Origin of the sequence: Jiella sp. M17.18 (assembly GCF_041027365.1) — a bacterium.
In the GTDB taxonomy this organism is placed as follows: domain Bacteria; phylum Pseudomonadota; class Alphaproteobacteria; order Rhizobiales; family Rhizobiaceae; genus VKMB-3413.
Genome location: NZ_JBFTEH010000002.1, coordinates 76,944 through 101,567, shown reverse-complemented (window position 1 = coordinate 101,567; position 24,624 = coordinate 76,944). Strand labels below are relative to the sequence as shown.

Below are 24,624 nucleotides of genomic sequence, written 5' to 3'. Positions count from 1 at the left end.
GATGCGACAGACCCGATCCGTCCGAAGCAGCCGGATTGCACACGCCATCGCGGCCGTCGCGGGCGGCCTTCTCTCAACTCTGGCCGGCGCCACAGCCGCCGCAGCGCATCCGCACGTCTTCGTCGACGCGCGGATGCAGATCATCGGCGACAAGTCCGGCCACCTCGTCGCGATCAGGAACATCTGGTGGATGGACGAGCTGTTCTCGGCGAGCGTCATCCCGGATTTCGACGCCAACGCCAACGGCCGGCTGGATTCGGACGAGCTGAAGGCGGTCGGCAAGCAGGTCAAGCAGTCGATCGCCGAGTGGTCCTACTACACCTTCCTCAGCCACGGTGCCGACGACATTGCGATGCAGCCGCCCGGCGACTTCGACGTCATCTACAGCCCGTCGAAGGGCAAGCTCCTCTTCACCTTCACGATGAAGCCGAAGCATCCGGTGGACCTGACGAAGGAGGCGGTGACCTTCTCGGTCTACGACAAGACCTATTTCGTCGCCTTCGACTTCCCGGACGAGGGCCGCTTCGAGCTGAAGAACCTGCCGGACAAGTGCCGCAAGCAGTTCGTCGTGCCCTCGCCGGACGACGAGGCGAAGCGCTGGATGAGCTCGATCGCGCAGTTCAACAGCGACCAGACGGTTCCGACGCCCTCCGACGGGGTCGACTTCTCCAAGGTGCTGGCGACGCGGCTGGAACTCGACTGCCGCTGAAGCTACGCGGCGGGCTGCGCCGAGGCACGCAGGTGCGCGGCGAACGAATTGGCGCCCTCGCGTTGGAGCCGGTGCCGCGGCGATGACAATCTGCACGCTGCCTTGGGACGGCGCCTACTGCAGCGCCGCCTGCACCTCCCGGTGAAGGCGCGCATCGACGCGTCCCGCCTCGATGCGGTCGAAGTTCTGTTGCGCGGCCTCGTGGGCCGCAAGGTAGCGCTTCGTCGTCGCGCCGACGGCCGCCTTCATCGTCGCGCATGTGCGTTCTTCCGGCAGGTTGCGCAACACGCTCTCCAGGCGCTTCAGCCAGTTCTTGGCGATGGCGGCATGGGTCTCTTCGTGGCGGCGGATGTCCTGCTCCAGAACGTGCCAGACCACCACCGTCCTCGGCGCGACATCGGCGGGCGGCGTCCAGTGCGGCAGCATGATCTTCAGATTGAGCGTCAGGTTCGGCTGGTCGACCTCGCAGCCGTAGGCGGTGTGCCGGTAGGTCACCGTCCCGTCGAACTGGACCTGGGTGGCGCCGGGATGCCTTATCCCGGTGTCGAGGACGAACGGGCCCTGGCTGCCGAGGTCGCGGTCGATGTCCGCGAGCGTCGCGCCATGAACGGCAAAATAGGTGGTGGTCTGATGGATCGATGCCGCCTTGGCCTGACACGCCAGAACACACGCCAGCCCAACGCCGACAATCCCGCTCATCCTCAGCATTGATGCCCCCGTTTCGCTTGGCCCATCCTCATCCGAATCCGGCTTCTCCGCAAGCGGTTTTTCCCGCACATTCGCGGTAAGCGCCGGAGATCGCTGAATGATCCGGCTTCGCGGGCAAGCAATGCTGCGGACGGCGTGCAGTTCCTGCCCAAGGCAGGGTCGAGCCGTCGGCTGGCTCCTTCAAGCGGATCCCACCGCTCGGCGGGCACCGGGGGGCGATCCGTTCATGCTGTGGTGATGTCCGGGCTTCATCTATTTGTCGCCGCGTTAATGGTAAACGCGGCGTGTTATCCATAGAAATTAACGTTAAGCCTCGTAAAATTTCGAGATATCTTTACGGTGCAAAACAATAGGACGTTCACCGTCTTCCGTTTCATTTGACGAATTCGGTCCGTTTCTCGGCAATCGTCGTTCGGCTTAAGGTTTCGGCAAACCGCGCTGACCAATGGTACGGGCATGACGAGATGGCGGGACGGGGTTCCAACAGGCCATAGACATGATGTCGGCTCGTCATCCCGGCCGATCCGGACTGTCCCATCCCTGATTTGTATTTCGTAACGGGACGATCAGTATGAGCAGCTTGATGACCAACACTGCGGCGATGACGGCGCTGCAGACCCTCCAGGCGACCAACAACTCGCTGGAGGACACCCAGAACCGCATCTCCACCGGCTACCGCGTCGCCGACGCGAAAGACAACGCGGCCTATTGGTCCATCGCCACAACCATGCGCTCCGACAACGGCGCGATGTCGGCGGTGAAAGACTCCCTCGGCATCGGTGCGGCCGCCGTCGACACCGCCTATACCGGCCTGAACTCGGCCAAGGACGTCCTCAACCAGATCAAGGACAAGCTGACCACCGCCACCCAGGACGGCGTCGACCGCTCGGCGGTCCAGGACGAGATCGGCCAGCTGCAGCAGCAGCTGAAGTCGATCGCCAGCTCGGCCTCCTTCTCCGGCCAGAACTGGCTGTCGATCAACTCGGGCGCCTCGGGATACACTGCCGACAAGCAGATGGTCGCGAACTTCGCGCGTGACCAGTCCGGGACGCTGTCGCTCGGCTCGATCACCGTCGATACCTCGAAGATCGCGCTGTATGACAGCAGCTCGTCGAGCAAGGCGATCCTGAACGGCGGCGCCGGCGGCATCAGCAGCGCCCTCGGCCTGACGGCCGGCACCAAGTCCGTCGGCGCCAGCGGTACCGCGGCCACGATCGCTCTGGGAACGTTCGGTTCTTCGGCCAAGACCCTCGACCAGAACGACTCGCTGTCCTTCGACCTGACCCTCAACGGCACGACCAAGACCGTCACCATCGACCAGGCCACCGTCAACGCGGCCCTGGGCGAAACCGACGGCAAGATCGCCAACGCCACCGCCTTCAACACGGTGTTGAACCACGCTCTCGAGTCGGCCGGCTTCGACAGCACCAAGGTCACCGCGGCGACCGGCGGCATCCACACGGTCGGCGGTGCGACCGGCGACACGCTGTCGATCAGCAACGTCGCCTTCTCGAACGACTCGGTCGACAGCCTCGACATTTCTGGGTCGGGTGTGACCGCTTCGAAGGTCAAGCTGTACATCAAGACGGTCGACGACGCGATCAGCAAGGTGACGGCTGGTGCCTCGACGATCGGCGCCCTGCAGAACCGCATCGACAGCCAGACGACCTTCGTCTCCAACCTGATGAACACGATCGACAAGGGCGTCGGCACGCTGGTCGACGCCGACATGACGCAGGAATCGACCAAGCTGAAGGCGCTGCAGACGCAGCAGCAGCTCGGCGTCCAGGCGCTCTCGATCGCCAACTCCTCCTCGCAGAGCCTGCTCTCGCTGTTCCGCTAACAAGCGGCGGACACCGACCGGCCTGACGGAGGCCCCGGCGGAAACGCCGGGGCCTCCGTTCCGATTCTGCTACCGAACGCTGTGCCGCGGCCGAATGTGGTCTGGCCGCAGGCGGCACGGGCAATGCGCGGGGTCACTTGCCCGGCGTTGGCGGCTCCGCGCAAGGGGCGCCGGGCGGGCACGCTGCCACGGCGTCCTGCGAGACCGGATCGAGCGGCAGGACGTACCAGGGGCCGTCCGAAGCCCATACCCGGACAACGTCATCACGGAAATCCGGTCCACCGGATCTGGTGTTCTTCATCGCCGCCGGCCGAAGCGCCGTCTTCAGGGCGGCGCCGCCGAATGGCGTCGAGGCGCCGGCCCAGGCGACGATCCGCGCCGTGTCGAGCAGGTGGGCCTTTGCGGCGGGGTTGGCAAAGCCGATCCCGGCCAAGACCAGGGCGCCGAAGGGGCGAGCCAGGAACCATGGCGCCATCGGATCCTCCGTGACTGATCGAGCGAGGGTGACGCGACACTGTCTCCGAATGCCTTCGAATTCAAGCGGCCGAGGCGTGCGCGATGCGGCCGGGGCGTGCGCGATGCACCCGGGCGGTCCCGGCGCCGCCGGCGGCGCCGATGGCCGCTCGCGATAAAGCATTGCCGCACCGCCTGGTGGTGCTACAAGGCGCCAGATGAACGCTGACATGACACGACACGCGCCGGCGGCAGCCCGCCAATCCCGTCGGACCCCGGCTGCCGAAATTGTCGAGGCGCTCGCCAGTGGCGGCTGGCGCGAACGAGCGAGCGGCGCAGCCTGATGGCGTCGCTGCGCAGGGCCTATCCCGCGATCGAGCCGTTCGCCAGCGGTCGCCTCGCCGTCGGCGACGGCCACGAGCTCTACTACGAGATTTCCGGCAATCCCGACGGCATCCCCGCCGTCTTCCTGCATGGTGGGCCCGGCAGCGGTGCCTCCGCGCAGCACCGTCGGCTGTTCGATCCCGAGACGTACCGCGTGCTCCTGTTCGACCAGCGCGGGTGCGGGCGGTCGACGCCGCTCGGTGCGCTGGAGGCGAACACCACCTGGCACCTCGTCGCGGATATCGAGCGTCTGCGCGAGGTGATGGGCGTCGAGCGCTGGCTCCTGTTCGGCGGCTCCTGGGGCGCGACCCTGGCGCTCGCCTATGCCGAGACCCATCCCGAACGCGCGACGGGCCTCATCCTGCGCGGCGTCTTCACCGGCCGTCGGGCGGAGCTCGACTGGTTCTACGAGGCGGGCGCCAACCGCCTATTTCCTGATCGCTGGGAGAACCTCCTCGGGCCGATCCCCGCAGCTGAGCAGGACGATCTCATCGCCGCCTATCGCAAGCGGCTGCACGATCCCGACCGGGCGGTGCGGGCGGAAGCCGCGCGCGCCTGGACGAACTGGGAATCCGCGACGGTCATGATGCGCACCGCGGCCTCGCCCTCCGGCGGCCTCGCGGGCTCCGTGTCGGACGCCACGATCGCCTTCGCCCGGATCGAGAACCACTACTTCTTCCACGATCTCTGGCTGGAGGAGGGGCAGCTGATCCGGGACGCCGACAAGCTCGCGGCGATCCCGGGGGTGATCGTGCAGGGGCGCTACGACGTGGTCACGCCCGCGATCACCTCCTGGCAACTCGCCGAGAAATGGCCGAAGGCGGACTTTCGCATGGTGGAAGGCGCCGGCCACGCCTTCGCCGAACCGGGCGTCCTGCACGAACTGCTCGAGGCGACGGATCGCTTCGCGCGCAAGTTGGGATAGGCGGCGCCTCGGCGCGGGCCCCTCGGGCGCCGGGTTCCGCGCGGCTATGTCCCGCGAAGGGCGGGCGCGATAGAGTGCCGGAAAGTTCGATCGAAGAGGGGTGCGACGATGTCCATCCACACCGGCGGGTGCCAGTGCGGCGCGGTGCGTTTTCGCTGCGAGATCGCGGCGGAGACGGCGAGCATCTGCCATTGCCGCATGTGCCAGAAGGCGTTCGGAAACTTCTATGCGCCGCTGGTCCATGCGCGGGAGGAGACCCTCGTCTGGACCAAGGCCGAGCCGAAGCGGTTTCGTTCGTCGAATTATGCCATGCGCGGCTTCTGCCCGGAGTGCGGGACGCCGCTGACCTACGAGACCGCGCACGCGGCCTCGATCGCCATCGGTGCGCTCGACGATCCCGGCCTGATCGTCCCGTTCGTCCAGGACGGCATCGAGGGCAAGATCGCCTATGTCGATCGGATGCCGACGCTTCCCGGCCGAGCGACGGACGACGATCCGGAGTTCGCGGCGGCCATCGGAACCGTTGTCAGCTACCAGCATCCCGACGCGCCATCGCCGGACGAGGCATAGGCCGGCATCTCCCGAAAACAGAGGCATGACCATGAACGACCTGCGCGGGCTCTATCCCGAGATCGAGCCCTATGAGAGCGGCATGCTCGACGTCGGCGACGGCCACCGGATCTACTGGGAGCGCTGCGGCACGAGAGGTGCCAAGCCCGCCGTCTTCCTGCATGGCGGCCCCGGCGGTGGCTTCTCGCCGGCGCACCGGCGCCAGTTCGATCCCGCGCGCTACGACGTCCTGCTGTTCGACCAGCGCGGCTGCGGCCGCTCCACGCCGCATGCCGAGCTGAACGCCAACACCACCTGGCATCTCGTCGCCGACATCGAGCGGCTGCGCGAGATGGCCGGTGTCGAAAAATGGCTGGTCTTCGGCGGCTCCTGGGGCTCGACGCTGGCGCTCGCCTATGCCGAGACGCACCCCGAGCGGGTGTCGGAGCTGGTGGTTCGCGGCGTCTATACGCTGACCCGCGCCGAGCTCGAATGGTACTACCAGTTCGGCGTCTCCGAGATGTTTCCGGAGAAGTGGGAGCGGTTCCAGGCGCCGATTCCCGAGGCGGAGCGCGGCGACATGATGATGGCCTATCGGCGGCGGCTCGTCGGCGAGGATCCCGCCGAGCAGCTGGTGGCGGCGAAGAGCTGGTCGATCTGGGAGGGCGAGACGATCACGCTCCTGCCGGACGAGGGGCTGACCCGCGACTTCTCCGACGGCCACTTCGCGCTCGCCTTCGCCCGGATCGAGAACCACTATTTCGTCCATCGCGGCTGGCTGGAGGAGGGGCAGCTGCTGCGCGATGCGCACAGGCTCGCCGGGATTCCCGGCGTCATCGTCCACGGCCGCTACGACATGCCGTGCCCGGCGCGCTACGCCTGGCTGCTCTCCAAGGCCTGGCCGGACGCCGAGTTCCACCTGGTCGAGGGCGCCGGTCATGCCTTCTCGGAGCCGGGCATCCTCGACCGGCTGATCCGCGCGACGGACCAGTTCGCCAACCGGCGCTGAGCGTGTCGACACATCAGCCGGGCTGATGGCAGCGATCATCGGAAAGCGGGTGTCGCGGCGCGCGGGGCTCTGGTAGACCCGCGGCACGTTTCACCTCACCGAGCTGCCGAACCAATGCAAACGGTCGCCCAAGCGGACCGGGCGAGGGGCCTTTCCTATGCCCTGACCGCCTATACGCTCTGGGGCGGGATCTTCCCGCTCTACATGAAGCTCCTCGACCACCTCTCGCCCTTCGAGATCGTGGCGCACCGGATCATCTGGGCCATTCCCTTCGCGGCCCTCATTCTCTCGCGGCAGCATCTCCTGCGAGACGTCGGCTGCCACTTCCGCAATCCGCGCACGCTGGCGCTCGCGGCGCTGACGGCGACGCTGATCTCGGTGAACTGGGGCACCTATGTCTATGCGATCGTCGCCGGCCACGCGGTGGCAGCGGCGCTCGGCTATTACATCAACCCGCTGGTCAACGTGCTGCTCGCCGCGATCTTCCTCGGCGAGCGGCCGAGCCGGCTGCAGTCGGTGGCGATCCTGCTCGCGGCGATCGGCGTCGGCGTGATGACGGTGAAGGCCGGCGGCCTGCCCTGGATCTCGCTGGTGCTGGCGGGAAGCTTCGGGACCTACGGCCTCCTGCGCAAGACCGTGCCGGTCGGTGCGAGCGAGGGCTTCTTCCTGGAGGTGGTGATCCTCTTCATCCCCTCGCTCCTGATGCTGTGGCTGCTGCCCGGCGAGCGGCATTTCGGCGCGAACGGCTGGGAGACGGCGCTCCTCGTCGGTGCCGGGCCGCTGACGGCGGTGCCGCTGATCCTGTTCGCGGCGGGAGCGCGGCTGCTCTCCTTCGCGACGGTCGGCATCCTGCAATACATCGTGCCGACGCTGCTGGTGCTGATCGCGGTCCTCGTCTTCGGCGAGCCCTTCGATCTCTGGAAGCTGGTCGCCTTCGCCTTCATCTGGTCGGCGCTGGCGATCTATTCGGTGACCTTGTTCAGGCGCCGCAGGCAGCCGAACGCGTCCCCGGCCGCTTCCAAGGCTCCGGCCGCCGCCGTGGGGACCACCCACGGCGCCGCGCCGCAGCGTTGATGCGGAAGATCGCGACGGCGGCTCAGCCCCCGTCCGACCACTTCGTGCGGTAGAGATCGAGCCGCCGGTCGCGGAAGTTGCGCACCGAGCCCTCGTACCTCGCCCAGGACAGTGTCGCGAGGTTGAGGTCGGCGACGGCCACCATCTCGACATTCTCCGACGCTTCGGCGGCAATGCCATCGCGGGCGAAGGGGAAGTCGCAGGGGGTGAAGATGCCGGACTGGGCGTATTCGATGTCGAGATTGTCGACATTCGCCAGGTTGCCGGTCATGCCGGAGGTCACGACGTAGCACTGGTTCTCGATCGCGCGGGCCTGGCAGCAGTAGCGCACACGCAGATAGCCGTGCCGGGTGTCGGTGTTGAACGGCACGAACAGGATGCGCGCGCCCTGGTCGCAGAGCCGGCGCGCCACCTCCGGGAATTCGGAATCGTAGCAGATCATCACGCCGATCGAGCCGCAGTCGGTCTCGATCGTGTCGATCGGGTCGCCACCCTTGATCTGCCAGTATTGCCGCTCGTTCGGCGTCGGATGGATCTTCTCGCGCGCATGGACGGAGCCGTCGCGCAAGAAGACATAGCCGACGTTCTGGATGTCGCCGTCCTCGGTCTTGGTGGCGTGGCTGCCGCCGATGATGTTGATGTTGCGGCGGATCGCCATATCGGTGAGGCGCTTGACGAATTCCGGCGTGTGCTCGGTCAGCCGCCGGATCGCCGCCTCCGGCTTCAGCTCCTCCGGCTCGCAGGAGAGCAGCATCAGCGTGAACAGCTCCGGAAAGACGACGAAGTCGCCGTCATAGTCCGAGGCGACCTCGACGAAATATTCGACCGCCTTATAGAACTCGGCCGGGTTCGCGATCTTCCTCGCCTGCATCTGCACAGTGACGACGCGCACCATGTCGGGGTTCGAGCGGTTGACCGGCTGCTCCTCGCGGGCGGGATCGTAATACGGGTTGCGCCAGGCCATCAGCACGCCGTAGCCGCCCGACGCGGTGTCCGAGGGATAGTAGTCCTTCAGGAGGCGCATCGGCTCGAAGCCGGCATTCAGGTGGAAGGAGGCAACGGGATCCTTCACCTCGTTCGCCTTGATCGCCTCGAGATAGGCTTCGGCCGAGCCGTATTTCCGGGCGTTGCGCTTGTAGCCCGGCATGCGGCCGCCGAAGGCGATGCCCTTCAGGTCGAGGTCCTGGCAGAGCCGGCGCCGCGCGTCGTAGAGGCGCTTGCCGATCCTGAGGCGCCGCCGGTCCGGATCGACGCAGACCTCGGTGCCGTAGAGCCAGTCGCCGCGCCGGTCGTGCATCGCCGCGTAGCCGCCGCCGGTGACCTCCGCCCAGGTGTGCGGGCCGAGCGCCTTTGCCTCCGGCAGCATCATGGTCGAGGCATAGCCGACGATCTCGCCCTCGTAGGCGACGACGAACTGGCCTTCCGGAAAGGCCGAGAGCTGGCCGAGGATCATGCCGCGCGTATAGGCCGGCTCGTCGCGGAACACCTTGGCCGACAGGGCGATGATCGCCTGGACGTCGCTCTTCTCGGCGGTGCGAACTTCGATCTTCGGGGTCGAGGGCTTCTCGGCCATGGGCAGGGGGATCTCCTGAGGTGAAATGCAATCGGGACAGGCCGACCGGCGCTGTCCCGCAGCCCGGACATAGGATTCCGAGGACGTGGCGCAAGTTGCGGCGGGCGGCGAGCCTCTCAGCCGGTGGGGGAGGCGGGCAGCCGGAGCGACGGCAGGATGTCGTCGAGCCGCGCGAGCCGGGCGATCTTGCCGTCGAGATAGTCGAGCGTCACCCTTGCGTGCCGCTCGTCGTAGGAGCCGATCGCCTCGGACGCGAGGACCACGCGGTAATCGCGCTGGTAGGCGTCGATCGCCGTCATGCGGATGCAGGCATGGGTGTTGATGCCGGCGATGGTGAGTTCCTCGATGCCGAGCCGTTCGAGGCGCCTGTCGAGGTCGGTGCCGAAGAAGGCGCTGTAGCGCTTCTTGACGATTTCCATCGCGGCGGACCGCCGGTCGAGCGCCGGGTGGAACGCAGCACCGCGCGTTCCCGCGATCGTCGCGTGGATGGCCTTATCACGCATTTCCAGAAAGGCGTCCGCAAGGTCCGGCCGGAACTCCTGGCGCACGAAGATCACCGGCAGATCGCATGCGTGGAAGGCCGCCACGAGCCGGTTGGCCGCGCTGATCAGGCGATCGACGGCGTCAGGCTCCCAGCGGTCCAGATACTCGTTGAGGAGGTCGATGACGAGGAGGCAGCGGCGGGTCATTGCCGAGCCCTAGGAGACTTCGGCGACAGTCTGGTGACGCGGGGGTAGGCCCGTCGCCGCGGTCATCGCTCCGACTGGGGCGGACTGCCGGCCGCGGACATCACGCCGCAGGCCGGTGCCGTTGCGGGCGAGGCGGCCCATATGGGACGAGGCCGCCGGCGCCGGAGACCCCGTCGCCCGGCCGTTTCAAGAAGGCGAAGATCCCTTGGCACCACGCCCCCCGTTCTCGCGCGGCTCGTCCGTCCCCTCCGGCCGGCTGTCGCGGCTTGCGCGCTTCGGCGGGCTCGCCGCCGGCCTCGGCGGCGGGCTGCTGATCGATGCGGCGGGACAGGCGGTGCGCGGCCGGCGCCCGCGGCTCGAAGACCTCATCCTGACGCCCGGCAACGTCCTGAAGGTGACGGATCAGCTCGCGAGCCTGCGCGGCGCCGCGATGAAGATGGGCCAGCTGATCTCGATGGATGCCGGCGACGTGTTGCCGCCGGAACTGGCGGCGATCATGGCGCGGCTGCGGGCCGACGCCGATCCGATGCCGCGCCGCCAGCTGCAGGGCGTGCTCGAAGGCGTCTGGGGCAGGGGATGGGAGACGCGCTTCGACTTTTTCGACCACCGGCCGATCGCCGCGGCATCGATCGGGCAGGTGCACCGGGCGCTGACGACCGACGGCCGGCTCTTGGCGATCAAGGTGCAGTATCCCGGCGTCGCGCGCAGCATCGACAGCGACGTCGACAATGTCGCGACGCTCTTGCGGATGTCCGGCATCGTCCCGAAGCAGCTCGACGTCGCGCCGCTGCTCGCCGAGGCGAAGCGGCAACTGCACGAAGAGGCCGACTACGAGCGCGAGGCGGCCTGCATGGAGCGCTTCGGCGCGCTGCTCGCGGGCGAAGAGGACTTCCTGGTGCCTGAGGTCCATCGCGACCTGTCGGGGCCGACAGTCCTTGCCATGACCTTCGTCGAGTCCGTGCCGATCGAAAGCCTCGAGCGCTTGTCGCAGGCGGTTCGCGACCGCGTGGCGCGGCTCTTGATCGACCTCGCCTTGCGCGAACTCTTCGCCTTCCAGCTGATGCAGACCGATCCGAACCTTGCCAACTACCGCTATCAGCCGGAGACGGGCCGCATCGTGCTGCTCGATTTCGGCGCGACCCGGGCCTATGCGCAGGAGCTCGCCGAGGGATGCCGGCGGCTCGGATCGGCCGGGCTGACGGGGGACCGGCCGGCGGCGCGGCAGGCGCTCCTCGACATCGGCCTTCTCGACGAGAGCGTCCCGCAGCGCCACCAGGACCGGGTGATGGCGATGTTCGAAATGGCGCTCGAGCCGCTGCGGCGTTCCGACGTCTTCGACTTCGGCGACCGGTCGATCGCCGAGACCATGCGCGAGCAGAGCCTAGCCTTCGCCGACGAGCGCGACGGCTGGCGCCTGCCGCCCGTCGACGCCCTGTTCCTGCAGCGCAAGTTCGGCGGGACCTACCTGCTGGCGGCGCGGCTCAGGGCGAAGGTGGATGTGAAGAGCCTGCTGGCAGTCCATCTTTGACTGCTACCACAAGTCACAGCCGGCCGATGATCTCCGGCCGGCCCTCGTCCTCGTCCTGCGGCGCGGCGGCGAGGATGGCGGGCACGATTTCGGCGATGTCGCCGATCACCAGCGGCTTCACCTGCTCGGCCCGGTGAATGAAGCCCTCGGCGTTCATGTGGTCGAACAGCGCGGAAAGCGGCTGCCAAAAGCCGCCGATATCGGCGATGACGATCGGCTTCTCGTGCCGGCCGAGCTGCGACCAGGTCATGATCTCGACCAGCTCTTCCAGCGTGCCGATGCCGCCCGGCAGCGCGACGAAGGCGTCGGAGCGCTGGAACATCAGCTGCTTGCGCTCGTGCATGTCCTCGGTGACGACGAGCTCGTCGAGCCGCTTCAGCTCGCGCTCGGTCGCCTCCATGTCGATCAGGAAGCGCGGGATGATGCCGGTGACCTTGCCGCCGGCGGCCACCACGCCGTCCGACACCGCGCCCATGATGCCGCGCGTGCCGCCGCCATAGACGAGCCGCAGCCCAGCCTCCGCGATCGCATGGCCGAGCGCTCGGCCGCTGTCGATGTAGAGAGGATCGCGGCCGGCGGAGGAGCCGCAATAGACGCAGACGGATCGAATCGTGTTCATGGACGGCAAGGTCGGATGCGGGAAAGGTGAGGTCAAGCCGGGAAGGAGCGAGGGGATCGACGCGCACGACACGCGAGCCGGTTGAAGTGGACCATCGGCTGGTCTAAATCGTCTCGTATCGCGATCTGCGGGTGCGACCGATGAAAGTCTCCGTGACCGAAGCCAAGGGGCAATTGACCGATCTCGTCCGCCGGGCGGAAGCCGGCGAGGAGGTCGTGCTGACGCGGCATAACCGACCGGCGGTGCAACTCGTTCGCGCGAAACAGATCCTCAGTGCGGAGGAGCGCGGCGCGCTTCTCGACAGGATTGCGGTATCGGCTGCCGCCAAAGGAGCCGGAAAAAACCAAGACGATCCGGCGCGTAGCCAGGATTTCCTCTACGATGAGGATGGTCTGCCTGGATGATCGCGGTCGACACCTCGGCGCTCATCGCGGTGATTTTGCGGCAAGGACAATGGCAGGCGTGCGACGCGGCGCTTCGGGACAACAGGGACATCGTCATCTCCGCCGGCACTGTGGCAGAGGCTCTCATCGTCGCCGGGCGGAAGGCGATCTCGCAGGAGATGGTGACGCTTTTCGAGGGCTTCGACTTCGAGATCGAACCTGTCACCGCTTTTGTGGCCCGCCAGGTCGCGATCGCCTACGAGCGCTGGGGCAAGGGCAATCATCCGGCCAGGCTGAACTTCGGCGACTGCTTCGCCTACGAGCTCGCAACGCGGCGCGCCTGTCCACTCCTCTTCGTCGGCGACGATTTCGCCAAGACCGACGTGCGCCGCGCGTTCTGACCGTGCGCTATCCCGCTGCCCCGCCGACAAACCGCTCCGCCACCGCCGCCACGGTCGCCTCCCGCCATTCCGCATCGCGCTCCGCTCTTGGCGTGTCGATCTCCGCAACGCCGCGCACGCGCGACGGCCGCTCGGTCAGGAACACGATCCGATCCGACAGCTCCACCGCCTCGCGCAGATTGTGCGTCACCATCAGCGCCGTGGTCGGGCGGGCCGACCAGACCTGCGTGAGCAGTGCGCGCAGCCGTGTCGCCGTCTCCTCGTCGAGGGAGACGAAGGGCTCGTCGAGGAGGATCAGCGAGGGTTCCGTCGCGAAGGCGCGGGCGAGGGCGACGCGGCGGGCGAGGCCGAGCGAGAGCTCGCCGGGATAGCGCCCGCGCATCTCCCCGAGCCCCAGCGTCTCGAACAGGGCGTCGAGGTCCTTGCCCTCGAGCGCCGACGGCAGCGCCAGGCGCACGTTCTCCTCGACCGTCCGCCAGGGCAGGAGCCGCGGCTCCTGGAAGACGGCGGCGATCCGGCCGTTCTCGTCGGGCAGATGGACATGACCGGAGAAGTCGGTGTCGAGCCCGAGGATGATCCTCAGCGTCGTCGTCTTGCCGCAACCCGAGGGGCCGAAGAGGGTCGCAAACCTTCCCGGCGGCACCTCGAAGGCGATCTCGTCGATCGCCGACAGCAGCGTCCCCTCCACTGTACGGAACGACTTGCCCCGGACGAGGACGTCAAGCGGGCCGGCCGCGCCAGCGGGTGGAATGGGCTTCGAGGGGTTGGACAATCAGGAACTCGATGAGCAGCATGACGGCGATGAAGGCCAGCGTATAGGCGAGGATTGCCGCGACGTCGAAGAGCTGGAAATAGAGGTTGATCTCGAAGCCGACGCCGTTGGAGCGGCCGAGAAGCTCGACCACCAGGGCGATCTTCCAGATCAGCGAAATGCCGGACCGGGACGCCGCGGCGAAATAGGGCTGCAGCTGCGGCAGGATCACGTGGCGCAGCGTCTTAACGCGGCCGAAGCGGTAGACCCGCGCCATCTCGGCGAGGCCGGGATCGAGCGCTCGCGCGCCCTCGCGCATGGTGACGACCGTGTTCGGGATCTTGTTCACGGCGATCGCGCCGATCGCCGCCGCCTCGTTGAGGCCGAACCAGATGTAGGCCAGCACGATCACGACCAGCGCCGGCAGGTTGAGGAAGAGAATCAGCCAGGGATCGAAGAAGCGGTTCGCCTCGCGGCTCATGCCGAGCGCGATGCCGATCGCCGAGCCGATCACCATGGCGAGGACGAAGGCCGTCACCACCCGGGTGAGCGTCATGCCGAGGGCGAAGAACAGCTCGCCCGTCATCGCGTCGTGCCGGAGGGCCCAGAAGACCTGGGGCGGTGTCGGCAGGACGCGGCTGTCCGCCACCGCCGCGACGACCCACCAGAGCGCGAGCAGGCCGAGAAGCGAGACGAGCGTCACCAGCGCGGGCGCCGCCCGCGTCCTCACGCTCCGCCGCCGCATCGTCACCGCCTCTTCCTCAATGGCTGTCCTCGGCGCCGGAATAATAGGTGCCGGCCGAAAGCTCCGGCGCCGGCCCCACGAGCTTCGCGCCGCCGATGTCGGCGAGCAGCTTGTAGAGCTTGGTGACGTCCTTCAGCTCTTCCGCGTTCGATCGCACCGGGATCCCCTCGCGATAGCGCTTCTTGAGAGTCTCAAAGGTCGCCGCGTCCTCGGCATGCATCAGCGGCTGCAGCTTCGTCCAGGCGTCATCGGATGTCGCCAGCAGCGCGTCGGTCGCCTTGTCCGCAGCGAGGAAGCCTTCGATCGCGTCCGGATGGGTCTTGGCGAAGCTGTCGCGGAACACCCAGCCGATCGAGGCGACGGGGCCGGAGGTGCCCATCTTCATCGCCGCGTCAGTGCCGGAGATCAGCGTGCGGAAGCCGGCCGCCTCCAGCCGAGCGGCATAGTGCCAGTAGTTCAGGACGGCATCGAGTTCGCCCGAACGCGCCTTCTCGGTCAGAAGCGGCGGCGCGGCATAGACGATGTCGTTCGCGGCGACGAGGTCGACCCCGTATGCCTTCTTGGCCAGCGCCTGGATCAGCAGCCAGTTCTTGTCGAGCGGACCGCCGGCGACGCCGATCTTCTTGCCCTTGAGGTCCGCGAGAGTCTTCACGGGGCTGTCCGCCGGCACCATCACCGATCCGACCGAGGTCGAATAGGGCACGAAGGTGTAGTCGGCGCCGGTCGCGCGCTGGCGCGAGACCCAGAGCCAGTCGGAGACGATCATGTCGACCGCGCCGGCCTGGAAGGCGACCTCCGACGCACTGTCGCCGGCGAAGGGCACCGTATCGACGCTCACGCCGTTCTTCTCGTCGAGCCCGGCCCGCTTCATCGCGTCGAGCTCCCAGTTCACCGTGCCGTATTTCAGGACGCCGATCTTGACGGTCGGTGTCTCGGCGAAGGCGGCCGGCGCCATTCCGCAGACGATCAGCGCGGCGGCGATCGCCGCTTTGAAAAGTCCCATTCCTGCGATCCTCCCAGACCCGCCCAAGATGCCGTATCGCGCGAGCATAGAGGCCTCCCGTGGGCGTTGCCGATGGGAGCCTGTCCCGATCTTGCGACCGCCGTCAGCTCCGCGCGTCGATCGCCTCGGCGACGGCATCCGCCATTTTCAGCAGTCGCACGATCACCGGTACCGCCAGCGCCAGGGTCGAGCTGCTTCGGCCGCGGGCGATCTGCGCCTCGCGCACCTCCTCCACCACGGCCGCGACGGCCGGGATGAAGCGGATGGCGAGCGAGATCGCGAGGCTGACCTTTCCGGCGTCGATGCCGAGATGCGACAGGGGCGCAAGCAGGCGCTCGATGGCCGCCACCATGTCGGCGGCGCGGGTCGTCAGGGTCACGAGGCCGGCGGCGAGGATCAGCGCGGCAAAGCGCAGGACGAGGATGGCCGCGGGGGCGAGGCCTTCCAGCCAGAGCTGCGCCAGGAACAGGATGGCGAGGACGAAGAGGGCCGGGCGGATCTGTGCGAAGGCCGACCGCGCCGGCAGGCGGGCGACAACATAGCCGAGTCCGACGAGGCCGATCCCGATCAGGCCGGGCCAGAGCGACGGCAGGGAGAGGAGAACGGTGCCGAAGACCGCCAGCGCGACGAGCTTCGCCGAGGCCCGCGTGCGGTGCACGGCGCTGGTGCCGGGCCGGTAGAGGCCAGCGATCATCCGACGATCCGGCGATAGGCGGCGATTGCCGCTGCGGGCGCGGCATCGCAGACGATGCGGCCCTCATCGACAACCAGCACGCGGTCGAAGTCGTCGAGCAGCGCCAGGTCGTGCGTCACGAGCACGACGTTCTGGGGCAGGGCGGCGACCGCCGCCATGACGCGGCGCGTGTTGCGGAGATCGAGCAGCGTCGTCGGCTCGTCCAGCACCAGCCAGGAAGGCTCCATGATCATCACGCCCGCCAGCGCCACCATCTGCCGCTCGCCTCCGGAGAGTTCGTGCGCCAGCCGATCGCCGAAGCCGGCAAGGCCGAAGCGGGTGAGCGTCGCATCGACGAGCGGCGGGATCTCCGCCTTCGGCACGCGGCCCTTCAGGCCGAAGGCGAGATCCTCGCCGACGGTCGGATAGACGATCTGGTTGTCCGGGTTCTGGAACAGGAAGCCGACGCGCCGCCGCACCTCCTTTGCCTGCCGTTTCGTGTCAAGCCCGTCGACGCTCACCGCTCCCGCGCTGGGCAAGATCAGCCCGTTGAGCAGGCGCGCGAAGGTGCTCTTGCCGGACCCGTTGGCGCCGATGACGCCGATGCGCCGCTCGCTCAGCGTGACGTCGAGATCCGAAAGCACCGTGCGGCCGCTGCGCTCGACCGCCGCATGGCGGATCGCGATTGTCGGCGGCGCGGCGTCGTCAGGCACGGCCGTCGGCAAGGCGTGGGGAGATCAGCGGATAGGCGCGCTTGACCATGACGATGATCGCGGCGGCGACGCCCGCCTTGATCAGGTCGCCGGGGATGAAGGCGGCGGAGCCTGCGACGGCAGTCGAGAGCGGTATGTGGGCGACGGCGGTGATCCAGGGAATGCCGATGCCGTAGAGCACGACGATGCCGCCGAGGACGGAGGCGAGAAAGGCGAGGACGAAGCCCAGCCTCGTCCAGAACCGCTCGACGACGAGGCCGGTGACGAAGGCGGCGACGATCCAGCCGAAGATGAAGCCGGCGGTCGGGCCGGCAAAGACGGCGAGCCCGCCACGACCGCCGGAGAGCAGCGGCAGGCCGATCGCGACGAGGACGACGAAAAGAAGCATGGACAGCGCACCGCGCTTGGCGCCGAGGATGCCGCCGGCGAGCATCGGCCCCATCGACTGCGCCGTGATCGGCACGGCGATCGCCGGGATCATCAGCGGCGGGAAGACGCCGAGCACCGCCATCAGGGCGGCGAAGAGCGCGATGTAGACGATGTCTCTGGTGGCCACGGGATCAGTCCTTTCAGGCGCGGTTCGCCGAGCGTCTGTGGTCGGACGGCCGGGGGGCCTGCGCAAGCGCGCTCGCTCTCCTGCCGCCGTCCCGCCCCTCTGACCGTATCGCGGCGACGGCGTCAACGGCCTTGCCGTTGCCAGGCGGCGTCAGACGGTATCGATGTCGGTCAGCGCGAAGTCGTCGCCCTTGTAGAGCAGCGGGACGCCGAGATGCCGGGCGCAGGCATAGGCGAAGCAGTCGCCGAAGTTCAGGCCGGCCGGATGGCGCCCCTTGCCGAAGCGGGCGTAGGCGTCGACGGCGAGCGCGGCCGCTTCGGCAGGAACCGGGACGATCTCGATGTTGTACCTTGTCAGGAATGCGGTGGTCATCGCATACGACATCCCAGGCGGCTGTTCCAGAATGCGCGGCAGGGCGACGGCGCATTCCCAGACGGCCGTCGGCGAGGTTGTCCGGCGCTCGCTTTCGATCGTTCGCGCCAACAACTCGGCCGCGTCGGGTTCCCTCGCCAAAATCCCGCAGAGCGCCGAAGCGTCGATCAGCATCAGTCTTCGTAGAGGCTGTCGATCCATTCCTTCGTCACCGGAAGACCCGGTCCCTCGGACGGATACTTCCGATGCAGTTCGGCGACGAAGTCCATGGCCTCCTTCACCTGCCGGGCTATCGAGTCTGGAACGCCATCTGGGACAGGCCGATCAGAGCTGGCAGCCAGCGCCTCGCGGAGCGCTTCCCGCACCGCCTCGGTCTTGCTTGTCTGCTTGAGTGTCGCGAGGCGTTCGGCAAGTTCGCCGACCTCCGGATCCTTCACCTAGAGCGGCATCGCAGCCTCCTTCGGGATATCCTCAAGCTAGTTGGCGGATATCCCGCTGTCCAGCGGCCGATGCGGCAGAGTTCAGCGCGACGCGCGTCAGCGACAGCTTGGCCGTCCCCGGGTCATCGCGACAGCGTCCGCTTCACCGCATCGGCCCAGCCGTCCAGCTTGCGGCCGCGCGTCACCGCGTCCATCTGCGGCTCGAAGCGGCGCTCCAGCCGCCAGCGCTCGGCGAAGCCGTCCATTCCCGGCCAGACGCCCGCCTTCTGGCCCGCCAGCCAGGCGGCGCCGAGGGCCGTCGTCTCCAGCACCACCGGGCGGTCGACGGGCGCATCGAGGATGTCGGCGAGACTCTGCATCGTCCAGTCCGAGGCGACCATGCCGCCGTCGACCCGCAGGATCGTGTCGCCGGCCCGCGACCAGTCCTTCCGCATCGCCGTCAACAGATCGGCGGTCTGGTAGCAGACGGCTTCGAGCGCGGCGCGGGCGATCTCGTTCGGACCGGTCTTGCGGGAGAGGCCGTAGATCGCGCCGCGCGCCTCCGCATCCCACCACGGGGCGCCGAGGCCGGTGAAGGCGGGCACGAGATAGACGTCCTGCTCGGCATCGGCGGCGGACGCCATCGGGCCGGTCTGGTCGGCGCGGTCGACGAGCTTCAGGCCGTCGCGCAGCCACTGGACGGCCGCGCCGGCGACGAAGATCGAGCCCTCCAGCGCATAGGTCGTCTGCCCGGCGAGGCGGTAGGCGATGGTCGTCAGCAGGCGGTTGTGCGAGGTGCAGCGCTCCGCGCCGGTGTTGAGGACCGCAAAGCAGCCGGTGCCGTAGGTCGATTTCAGCATGCCGGGCGCGAAGCAGGCCTGGCCGAGCGTTGCGGCATGCTGGTCGCCGGCGATGCCGAGGATCGGGATCGCCGCGCCGAAGAGGGACGGATCGGTGACGCCGAATTCGGCGTCGCAGTCCAGCACCTGCGGCAGGATCGCGCGCGGCACGCCCAGCAGCCTCAGGAGGTCGTCGTCCCAGGCGTTGGCGGTGATGTCGAAGAGGAGGGTGCGGCTGGCGTTCGTCGCATCGGTCGCATGCACCTTGCCGCCGGTCAGCCGCCAGAGGAGGAACGAGTCGACCGTGCCGAAGGCGAGCTTGCCGGCCTCGGCCTTCTCGCGCGCGCCCTCCACATGGTCGAGGATCCAGCCGATCTTGGTGCCGGAGAAGTACGGATCGACGATCAGGCCGGTCTTCGCGGTGATCATCGGCTCGTCGCCGTTCCCGACGAGCCTGCGGCAGATGTCGGCGGTGCGCCGGTCCTGCCAGACGACGGCATTGTGGATCGGCTTGCCCGTCTCGCGGTCCCAGATCAGCACCGTCTCGCGCTGGTTGGTGATGCCGATCGCGGCGATGTCGGAGGCCGAGAGCGATGCGTCCGCGAGCGCAGCGCGGGTCGTCGCGACGGTCGAGGACCAGATGTCCTGCGGATCGTGCTCGACCCAGCCCGAGCGCGGGAAATGCTGGGGGAATTCCTGCTGCCCGACGCCGCGGATGTGGAACGCGTCGTCGAAGACGATCGCCCGTGTCGAGGTGGTGCCCTGGTCGATGGCGAGGATATAGCCGGACATGGTGCGTTCTCCGGATCGTTTGATCTCGACGGCAGAGAGCCGGGGTGGCGCCCCGGCTCTCGTTCAAGACGAAGAATTCGGCAAGACGACTGCGTCATCGTCCCGCCGAGGCCGGAGCTCAGCCCTTGGGCGGCATCGCCGCTTCGGAGTCCTGCCAGCTCTTCACCAGTTCGTCGTAATTGACGGTGACCGGCTTCTCCTTCTCGTTCTCCTTCTTGGGCTGCGGGGCGATGTTGCCGTGCTCGTTGGCGTATTTCACCCAGTAGTCCATGTCGTGCTCGTCGTTGAGATGCGGCCCGATGTCACCCTGGATGCCGGCCCGCTCGAGGCGCGCCATCACCTTCTCCTGGTCGGCGCAGAGCGAGTCCATCGCCTCCTGCGGCGTCTTGGCGCCGGAGGCCGCGTCGCCGATGTTCTGCCACCACAGCTGCGCCAGCTTCGGATAGTCCGGCACGTTGGTGCCGGTCGGGGTCCACTGCACGCGGGCCGGCGAGCGGTAGAACTCGATTAGGCCGCCGAGCTTCGGGGCCCGCTCGGTGAAGCTCTTGTCGCGGATGGTGGAGTCGCGGATGAAGGTGAGGCCGACATGGCTCTTCTTCACGTCGACGGTCTTCGAGGTGACGAACTGGGCGTAGAGCCAGGCCGCCTTGGCGCGCTCGACCGGGGTCGACTTCATCAGCGTCCAGGAGCCGACGTCCTGGTAGCCGAGCTTCATGCCGTCCTTCCAGTAGACGCCGTGCGGCGAGGGCGCGACACGCCATTTCGGAGTGCCGTCGTCGTTGACGACCGGCAGGCCGGGCTTGGCCATGTCGGCGGTGAAGGCCGTGTACCAGAAGATCTGCTGGGCGACGTTGCCCTGCGCCGGGACCGGGCCGGATTCGGAGAAGGTCATGCCCTGCGCCTCGGGCGGGGCGTAGGCCTTCAGCCAGTCGAGATACTTGACGATCGAATAGACCGCCGCCGGACCGTTGGTGTCGCCGCCGCGGGCGACGCAGGAGCCGGAAGGCTGGCTCTTGTCGTTGACGCGGATGCCCCACTCGTCGACCGGTTTGCCGTTCGGCAGGCCCCTGTCGCCATTGCCGGCCATCGACAGCCAAGCGTCGGTGAAGCGCCAGCCGAGCGACGGGTCCTTCTTGCCATAGTCCATATGGCCGAAGACCTTCTTGCCGTCGATCTCGCGGCCGGTGAAGAACTCGGCGATATCCTCATAGGCAGACCAGTTGACCGGCACGCCGAGGTCATAGCCGTACTTCGCCTTGAAATCCGCCTTGTTCTTCGGATCGTTGAACCAGTCGTAGCGGAACCAGTAGAGGTTGGCGAACTGCTGGTCGGGCAACTGGTAGAGCTTGCCGTCCGGCGCCGTCGTGAAGGACAGGCCGATGAAGTCCTTCAGGTCGAAATAGGGGTCGGTGACGTCCTTGCCTTCGCCCTTCATCCAGTCGGTGAGGTTGCGGACCTGGCCGTAGCGCCAGTGCGTGCCGATGAAGTCGGAATCGTTGACCCAGCCGTCATAGAGGTTCTGGCCGGTCTGCATCTGCGTCTGGATTTTCTCGACGACGTCGCCCTCCTGGATGACGTCGTGGATCACCTTGATGCCGGTGATCTTGGAGAACCAGGGAGCCAGCGTCTTCGATTCATAGGCATGCGTCGTCAGGCTTTCCGAGACGACGTGGATCTCCATGCCCTGGAAGGGCTTGGCCGCGTTGACGAACCACTGCATCTCCTTTTCCTGGTCCGCGCGCGAAAGCGTCGACAGGTCGCCGATCTCGGCGTCGAGGAACTGCTTGGCTTCGTCCATCCCGGCGAAGGCCTGGTTCGAGAGGAGCGCGAGGGCGAGCATCGCCGTCGAGCCCAAGAGAAACTTTCGCATCCGTTAATCCTCCCAGATCATCCGCCGGCCGAAGGTGAGGCTTGTCCGCGCCGACCGGCAGGGCGCGGCAATGCCTGTTCCGCCTCCGGCTAGACCAGCCGGAAGACCAGAAGGAAGAAGGCCGCGCAGACGATCAGCGCGTACCAGAGCGAGAGATCGGTGGCCCAGAGCCAGCCGAGGCAGATCAAGGCCGAGCCGAGCAGCGAGACGAACAGCCGGTCGCCGCGGGTCGTCTCGAAGCGCAGTATGCCGATGCGGGGATTGCCTCCCGGCGAAGCGGCTTCCCAAGCGCCCATGCCGATGAGGATCGCGAAGATCGCGACGAAGAAGATCGCGGTCGGCCAGGTCCAGGCCATCCAGGAGAGGTCGATCATCTAAGCCTCCTTGCCATCCACATACGCGTTAGCGTAATTTATATCTGCGCTCGAACGGATGCCGCAATGAAGGTCGTCTACCATCCTGCAGCCAAGAAAGCCCTGAACCGGATGCCCGCGCGCGACCGAGATGCCATCGAGGCAAAGTTGCTTCGATTTGCCGAGACGGGGCAGGGCGACGTCAAGAAGCTGGCGGGATCGGACGAGTGTCGAATGAGGATCGGTGTCTGGCGCGCGATCTTCGTCTTGGTGGACGACATGTTGGTGCTTCGTGTCGCCCACCGCCGTGAAGCCTATCGATGAGGTGACATCATGAACGAGGCCGTCAATCTTAAGGGCGAGAGCATGATCGTCATGACCCGCGCCGAATACGATGACCTGATCGAGGATGCCGGCGACATCGCCTTGGTACGGCAAGCCGAACTCGACTATCCCGATAGTCCTTCGATGCCCAGCGAACTGGCGCGCGCGGTGTGGGACGGCAAACTCCACCCTCTCGCCGCGTGGCGCAAGTCCGTGAATATGACGCAAGCCGATCTGGCGGCGGCAGCGGGGCTTCGTCCGGCGACGGTTAGCGACATCGAGAGCGGCAAAATCGACCCGCGGCTGTCGACGCTGAGGGCGCTGGCCAAGGCGCTGAAGCTCGGCATCGAGGACATCGTGGACTAGCGAACTCATCGAAGCGTCGTCACCCTCGGGCCCCGTCCCGAGGATCCCGGAAGGCTTAAGAGCCCGACTCTGCGCTCGCCGCGACGTCGAAGCGGATGAGAAAGCCGTGCTGTCTCGCTGACGCGCCGTTTCGGATCCTCGGGACGGGGACCGAGGATGACCGGGCGTTGGGCCGGGACTGGCGCCCACCTTCTGGATCGCAACCACTCCCATCACACCCTTCCCAGGGCGAAGCCCTTGGCGATGTAGTTGCGCACGAACCAGATCACGATCGCGCCGGGGATGATCGTCAGCGCGCCGGCGGCGGCCAGCAGCCCCCAGTCCATGCCGGCGGCCGACACCGTGCGGGTCATGATCGCGGCGATGGGCTTGGCGTCGGTCACCGTCAGCGTGCGGGCGAGCAGGAGTTCCACCCAGGAGAACATGAAGCAGAAGAAGGCCGCGACGCCGATGCCCGACGCGATCAGCGGCATGAAGATCTTGAAGAAGAAGCGCGGGAAGGAATAGCCGTCGATATAGGCGGTCTCGTCGATCTCCTTCGGCACGCCCGACATGAAGCCTTCGAGAATCCAGACCGCCAGCGGCACGTTGAACAGGCAGTGGGCGAGCGCCACGGCGACGTAGGTGTCGATCAGGCCGAAGGCGGAGTAGAGCTGGAAGAAGGGAAGGGCGAAGACGGCCGGCGGCGCCATGCGGTTGGTCAGCAGCCAGAAGAACAGGTGCTTGTCGCCGAGGAAGCGGTAGCGCGAGAAGGCGTAGGCCGCCGGCAGCGCTGCCGCCACCGAGATCACCATGTTCATCAGGACATAGGCGAGCGAGTTGATGTAGCCGGAGTACCAGGACCGGTCGGTGAAGATCGTGACGTAGTTCTTCAGCGTGAAGTGCTGCGGGAACAGTGTCATCGTCGAGACGATCTCCTGGTTCGTCTTGAAGCTCATGTTGACGAGCCAATAGATCGGCAGGAGCAGGAAGACGATGTAGACGATCGGGATCAGCGCCTTCCAGCGGAACCGGCTGCTCGCCGCGCGCTCGCGGGCCCGGAGCGCGGTCTCGGAGTGGCTCTCGCCCGGAAGAGCCGGATGGGCGGCAGTCGCGTGGTCACTCATGCGGACACCTCCTTGGCCGGCCGGTCGGCTCCGGCATTGGTCATGACGGTGTAGAAGACCCATGACACGGCGAGGATGATCAGGAAGTAGACGAGGCTCATCGCCGCCGCTTCGCCGAGGTTGAACTGGCCGATGGCGAGCTTGACGAGGTCGATCGACAGGAACGTTGTCGAGTTGCCGGGGCCGCCGCCGGTGACGACGAAGGGCTCGGTGTAGATCATGAAGGAGTCCATGAAGCGCAGGAGCACGGCGATCAGCAGCACCCGGCCCATCTTCGGCAGCTGGATGTAGCGGAACACCGCCAGCCGGGAGGCGCCGTCGATCTTGGCCGCCTGGTAGTAGGCGTCGGGGATCGAGACGAGGCCGGCATAGCACAGGAGCACGACGAGGCTCGTCCAGTGCCAGACGTCCATGACGACGACGGTGATCCAGGCGTGGATGGGGTTGGCGACGTAGTTGTAGTCGATGCCGAGCGCGTCGATCGAATAGCCGAGAAGGCCGATGTCGGTGCGCCCGAAGACCTGCCAGATCGTGCCGACGACGTTCCAGGGAATCAGCAGCGGCAGCGCCATCAGGACGAGGCAGACCGACACCCAGACCCCCTTCTTCGGCATCGACAGGGCGACGAGAATGCCGAGCGGCACCTCGATCGCCAGGATGATGCCGGAGAAGACCAAATTGCGGATCAGCGAGGAGTGGAAGCGGTCCGAGGTCAGGATCTCCTTGAACCACTCGGTGCCGTTCCAGAAGAACTGGTTGTTGCCGAAGGTGTCCTGGACCGAATAGTTGACGACGGTCATCAGCGGGATCACCGCCGAGAAGGCGACGAGCACCAGGACCGGCAGGACCATGAACCAGGCCTTGTTGTTCCAGGTCTTTTCCATGGAGCTTCTCC

The 24,624-nt window shown here is 67.1% G+C and carries 29 protein-coding genes; 11 read left to right on the top strand and 18 right to left on the bottom strand.

The window, feature by feature from the left end; all coding sequences use genetic code 11:
• The first annotated feature begins 1 nt into the window (after nucleotide 1).
• Entirely contained in the window at nucleotides 2-709 is a 708-nt protein-coding gene (locus tag AB5S17_RS03885) for a DUF1007 family protein (protein WP_369236362.1), read from the top strand.
• Nucleotides 710-823: 114 nt separating this feature from the next.
• On the opposite strand, the gene AB5S17_RS03880 is transcribed toward AB5S17_RS03885, so the two are convergent.
• Nucleotides 824-1,408: a DUF922 domain-containing protein gene (locus AB5S17_RS03880; RefSeq protein WP_369236360.1), complete on the bottom strand. Its 585-nt coding sequence runs from the start codon at nucleotides 1,406-1,408 to the stop codon at nucleotides 824-826.
• Between the two features lie 580 nt (nucleotides 1,409-1,988).
• Here AB5S17_RS03880 and AB5S17_RS03875 point away from each other — a divergent pair.
• Nucleotides 1,989-3,260 carry a flagellin gene (locus AB5S17_RS03875; protein WP_369236358.1) on the top strand — a complete coding sequence of 424 codons (1,272 nt, stop codon included), beginning with the start codon at nucleotides 1,989-1,991 and terminating at the stop codon, nucleotides 3,258-3,260.
• 133 nt (nucleotides 3,261-3,393) lie between these two features.
• On the opposite strand, the gene AB5S17_RS03870 is transcribed toward AB5S17_RS03875, so the two are convergent.
• Nucleotides 3,394-3,735, bottom strand: coding sequence for a hypothetical protein (locus tag AB5S17_RS03870; protein WP_369236356.1), 342 nt, complete (start codon nucleotides 3,733-3,735; stop codon nucleotides 3,394-3,396).
• A gap of 321 nt (nucleotides 3,736-4,056) precedes the next feature.
• On the opposite strand from AB5S17_RS03870, the gene pip (AB5S17_RS03865) reads away from it, so the two are divergent.
• The 4 genes from pip (AB5S17_RS03865) (at nucleotide 4,057) to rarD (ending at nucleotide 7,654) form a co-directional block, all read left to right on the top strand.
• Nucleotides 4,057-5,022 carry a prolyl aminopeptidase gene (gene pip / locus AB5S17_RS03865; RefSeq protein ID WP_369236354.1) on the top strand — a complete coding sequence of 322 codons (966 nt, stop codon included), beginning with the start codon at nucleotides 4,057-4,059 and terminating at the stop codon, nucleotides 5,020-5,022.
• Nucleotides 5,023-5,130: 108 nt separating this feature from the next.
• The gene (locus tag AB5S17_RS03860; protein ID WP_369236352.1) at nucleotides 5,131-5,592 is read left to right on the top strand and encodes a GFA family protein; all 462 of its coding nucleotides are present in this window, start codon (nucleotides 5,131-5,133) and stop codon (nucleotides 5,590-5,592) included.
• A gap of 31 nt (nucleotides 5,593-5,623) precedes the next feature.
• The gene (gene pip, locus AB5S17_RS03855) at nucleotides 5,624-6,580 is read left to right on the top strand and encodes a prolyl aminopeptidase (RefSeq protein ID WP_369237375.1); all 957 of its coding nucleotides are present in this window, start codon (nucleotides 5,624-5,626) and stop codon (nucleotides 6,578-6,580) included.
• Nucleotides 6,581-6,694: 114 nt separating this feature from the next.
• Nucleotides 6,695-7,654, top strand: a complete 960-nt coding sequence (rarD, locus tag AB5S17_RS03850; RefSeq protein ID WP_369236350.1) for an EamA family transporter RarD — start codon at nucleotides 6,695-6,697, stop codon at nucleotides 7,652-7,654.
• Nucleotides 7,655-7,676: 22 nt separating this feature from the next.
• On the opposite strand, the gene AB5S17_RS03845 is transcribed toward rarD, so the two are convergent.
• Together AB5S17_RS03845 and AB5S17_RS03840 are read right to left on the bottom strand one after the other, a co-directional pair.
• On the bottom strand, nucleotides 7,677-9,227 hold the full coding sequence (locus AB5S17_RS03845) for a GNAT family N-acetyltransferase (protein WP_369236348.1): 1,551 nt from the start codon (nucleotides 9,225-9,227) through the stop codon (nucleotides 7,677-7,679).
• 116 nt (nucleotides 9,228-9,343) lie between these two features.
• Nucleotides 9,344-9,916, bottom strand: a complete 573-nt coding sequence (locus tag AB5S17_RS03840; RefSeq protein WP_369236346.1) for a cysteine hydrolase family protein — start codon at nucleotides 9,914-9,916, stop codon at nucleotides 9,344-9,346.
• Nucleotides 9,917-10,121: 205 nt separating this feature from the next.
• Between AB5S17_RS03840 and AB5S17_RS03835 the strand changes: the two genes are divergently transcribed.
• Nucleotides 10,122-11,444 (top strand): ABC1 kinase family protein, encoded by a 1,323-nt coding sequence (locus AB5S17_RS03835; protein WP_369236344.1) that lies wholly within the window; start codon nucleotides 10,122-10,124, stop codon nucleotides 11,442-11,444.
• Nucleotides 11,445-11,457: 13 nt separating this feature from the next.
• On the opposite strand, the gene AB5S17_RS03830 is transcribed toward AB5S17_RS03835, so the two are convergent.
• Nucleotides 11,458-12,063, bottom strand: coding sequence for a TIGR00730 family Rossman fold protein (locus AB5S17_RS03830; RefSeq protein WP_369236342.1), 606 nt, complete (start codon nucleotides 12,061-12,063; stop codon nucleotides 11,458-11,460).
• A gap of 140 nt (nucleotides 12,064-12,203) precedes the next feature.
• Between AB5S17_RS03830 and AB5S17_RS03825 the strand changes: the two genes are divergently transcribed.
• Together AB5S17_RS03825 and AB5S17_RS03820 are read left to right on the top strand one after the other, a co-directional pair.
• Nucleotides 12,204-12,467 (top strand): type II toxin-antitoxin system Phd/YefM family antitoxin, encoded by a 264-nt coding sequence (locus AB5S17_RS03825; RefSeq protein ID WP_369236340.1) that lies wholly within the window; start codon nucleotides 12,204-12,206, stop codon nucleotides 12,465-12,467.
• Nucleotides 12,464-12,847 carry a type II toxin-antitoxin system VapC family toxin gene (locus AB5S17_RS03820; RefSeq protein WP_369236338.1) on the top strand — a complete coding sequence of 128 codons (384 nt, stop codon included), beginning with the start codon at nucleotides 12,464-12,466 and terminating at the stop codon, nucleotides 12,845-12,847. Before AB5S17_RS03825 ends, AB5S17_RS03820 begins: the two co-directional genes overlap by 4 nt.
• A 7-nt stretch (nucleotides 12,848-12,854) precedes the next feature.
• Here the strand turns inward: AB5S17_RS03820 and AB5S17_RS03815 are convergent, their stop codons facing one another.
• The 11 genes from AB5S17_RS03815 to AB5S17_RS03765 form a co-directional block, all read right to left on the bottom strand.
• On the bottom strand, nucleotides 12,855-13,535 hold the full coding sequence (locus tag AB5S17_RS03815; RefSeq protein WP_369236336.1) for an ABC transporter ATP-binding protein: 681 nt from the start codon (nucleotides 13,533-13,535) through the stop codon (nucleotides 12,855-12,857).
• A 31-nt stretch (nucleotides 13,536-13,566) separates the two neighbouring features.
• Nucleotides 13,567-14,343, bottom strand: coding sequence for an ABC transporter permease (locus tag AB5S17_RS03810; RefSeq protein ID WP_369236334.1), 777 nt, complete (start codon nucleotides 14,341-14,343; stop codon nucleotides 13,567-13,569).
• Between the two features lie 16 nt (nucleotides 14,344-14,359).
• Nucleotides 14,360-15,346 carry an ABC transporter substrate-binding protein gene (locus tag AB5S17_RS03805; protein WP_369236332.1) on the bottom strand — a complete coding sequence of 329 codons (987 nt, stop codon included), beginning with the start codon at nucleotides 15,344-15,346 and terminating at the stop codon, nucleotides 14,360-14,362.
• A gap of 103 nt (nucleotides 15,347-15,449) precedes the next feature.
• On the bottom strand, nucleotides 15,450-16,040 hold the full coding sequence (locus tag AB5S17_RS03800; RefSeq protein ID WP_369236330.1) for an energy-coupling factor transporter transmembrane protein EcfT: 591 nt from the start codon (nucleotides 16,038-16,040) through the stop codon (nucleotides 15,450-15,452).
• The gene (locus AB5S17_RS03795; RefSeq protein WP_369236328.1) at nucleotides 16,037-16,732 is read right to left on the bottom strand and encodes an energy-coupling factor ABC transporter ATP-binding protein; all 696 of its coding nucleotides are present in this window, start codon (nucleotides 16,730-16,732) and stop codon (nucleotides 16,037-16,039) included. Before AB5S17_RS03795 ends, AB5S17_RS03800 begins: the two co-directional genes overlap by 4 nt.
• Nucleotides 16,725-17,288 (bottom strand): biotin transporter BioY, encoded by a 564-nt coding sequence (locus AB5S17_RS03790; protein ID WP_369236326.1) that lies wholly within the window; start codon nucleotides 17,286-17,288, stop codon nucleotides 16,725-16,727. Before AB5S17_RS03790 ends, AB5S17_RS03795 begins: the two co-directional genes overlap by 8 nt.
• 150 nt (nucleotides 17,289-17,438) lie before the next feature.
• Nucleotides 17,439-17,834 carry a type II toxin-antitoxin system VapC family toxin gene (locus AB5S17_RS03785; protein ID WP_369236324.1) on the bottom strand — a complete coding sequence of 132 codons (396 nt, stop codon included), beginning with the start codon at nucleotides 17,832-17,834 and terminating at the stop codon, nucleotides 17,439-17,441.
• Nucleotides 17,834-18,097 carry a type II toxin-antitoxin system VapB family antitoxin gene (locus tag AB5S17_RS03780; protein WP_369236322.1) on the bottom strand — a complete coding sequence of 88 codons (264 nt, stop codon included), beginning with the start codon at nucleotides 18,095-18,097 and terminating at the stop codon, nucleotides 17,834-17,836. The genes AB5S17_RS03785 and AB5S17_RS03780 overlap by 1 nt, the downstream gene beginning before the upstream one ends.
• Before the next feature lie 125 nt (nucleotides 18,098-18,222).
• A complete protein-coding gene (gene glpK / locus AB5S17_RS03775) occupies nucleotides 18,223-19,710 on the bottom strand; it encodes a glycerol kinase GlpK (protein ID WP_369236320.1) in 1,488 nt (495 codons plus the stop codon).
• A gap of 118 nt (nucleotides 19,711-19,828) precedes the next feature.
• Nucleotides 19,829-21,580, bottom strand: coding sequence for an ABC transporter substrate-binding protein (locus AB5S17_RS03770; protein WP_369236318.1), 1,752 nt, complete (start codon nucleotides 21,578-21,580; stop codon nucleotides 19,829-19,831).
• 89 nt (nucleotides 21,581-21,669) lie between these two features.
• Entirely contained in the window at nucleotides 21,670-21,954 is a 285-nt protein-coding gene (locus AB5S17_RS03765) for a DUF2160 domain-containing protein (protein WP_369236316.1), read from the bottom strand.
• Between the two features lie 66 nt (nucleotides 21,955-22,020).
• On the opposite strand from AB5S17_RS03765, the gene AB5S17_RS03760 reads away from it, so the two are divergent.
• Entirely contained in the window at nucleotides 22,021-22,257 is a 237-nt protein-coding gene (locus AB5S17_RS03760) for a type II toxin-antitoxin system RelE/ParE family toxin (RefSeq protein WP_369236314.1), read from the top strand.
• 9 nt (nucleotides 22,258-22,266) lie between these two features.
• Nucleotides 22,267-22,623 carry a helix-turn-helix transcriptional regulator gene (locus tag AB5S17_RS03755; RefSeq protein ID WP_369236312.1) on the top strand — a complete coding sequence of 119 codons (357 nt, stop codon included), beginning with the start codon at nucleotides 22,267-22,269 and terminating at the stop codon, nucleotides 22,621-22,623.
• A 212-nt stretch (nucleotides 22,624-22,835) separates the two neighbouring features.
• Here AB5S17_RS03755 and AB5S17_RS03750 read toward each other — a convergent pair whose 3' ends face one another.
• Both AB5S17_RS03750 and AB5S17_RS03745 read right to left on the bottom strand, forming a co-directional pair.
• A complete protein-coding gene (locus tag AB5S17_RS03750; protein WP_369236310.1) occupies nucleotides 22,836-23,729 on the bottom strand; it encodes a carbohydrate ABC transporter permease in 894 nt (297 codons plus the stop codon).
• Nucleotides 23,726-24,613 (bottom strand): carbohydrate ABC transporter permease, encoded by an 888-nt coding sequence (locus AB5S17_RS03745; RefSeq protein WP_369236308.1) that lies wholly within the window; start codon nucleotides 24,611-24,613, stop codon nucleotides 23,726-23,728. Before AB5S17_RS03745 ends, AB5S17_RS03750 begins: the two co-directional genes overlap by 4 nt.
• Nucleotides 24,614-24,624: the final 11 nt, after the last annotated feature.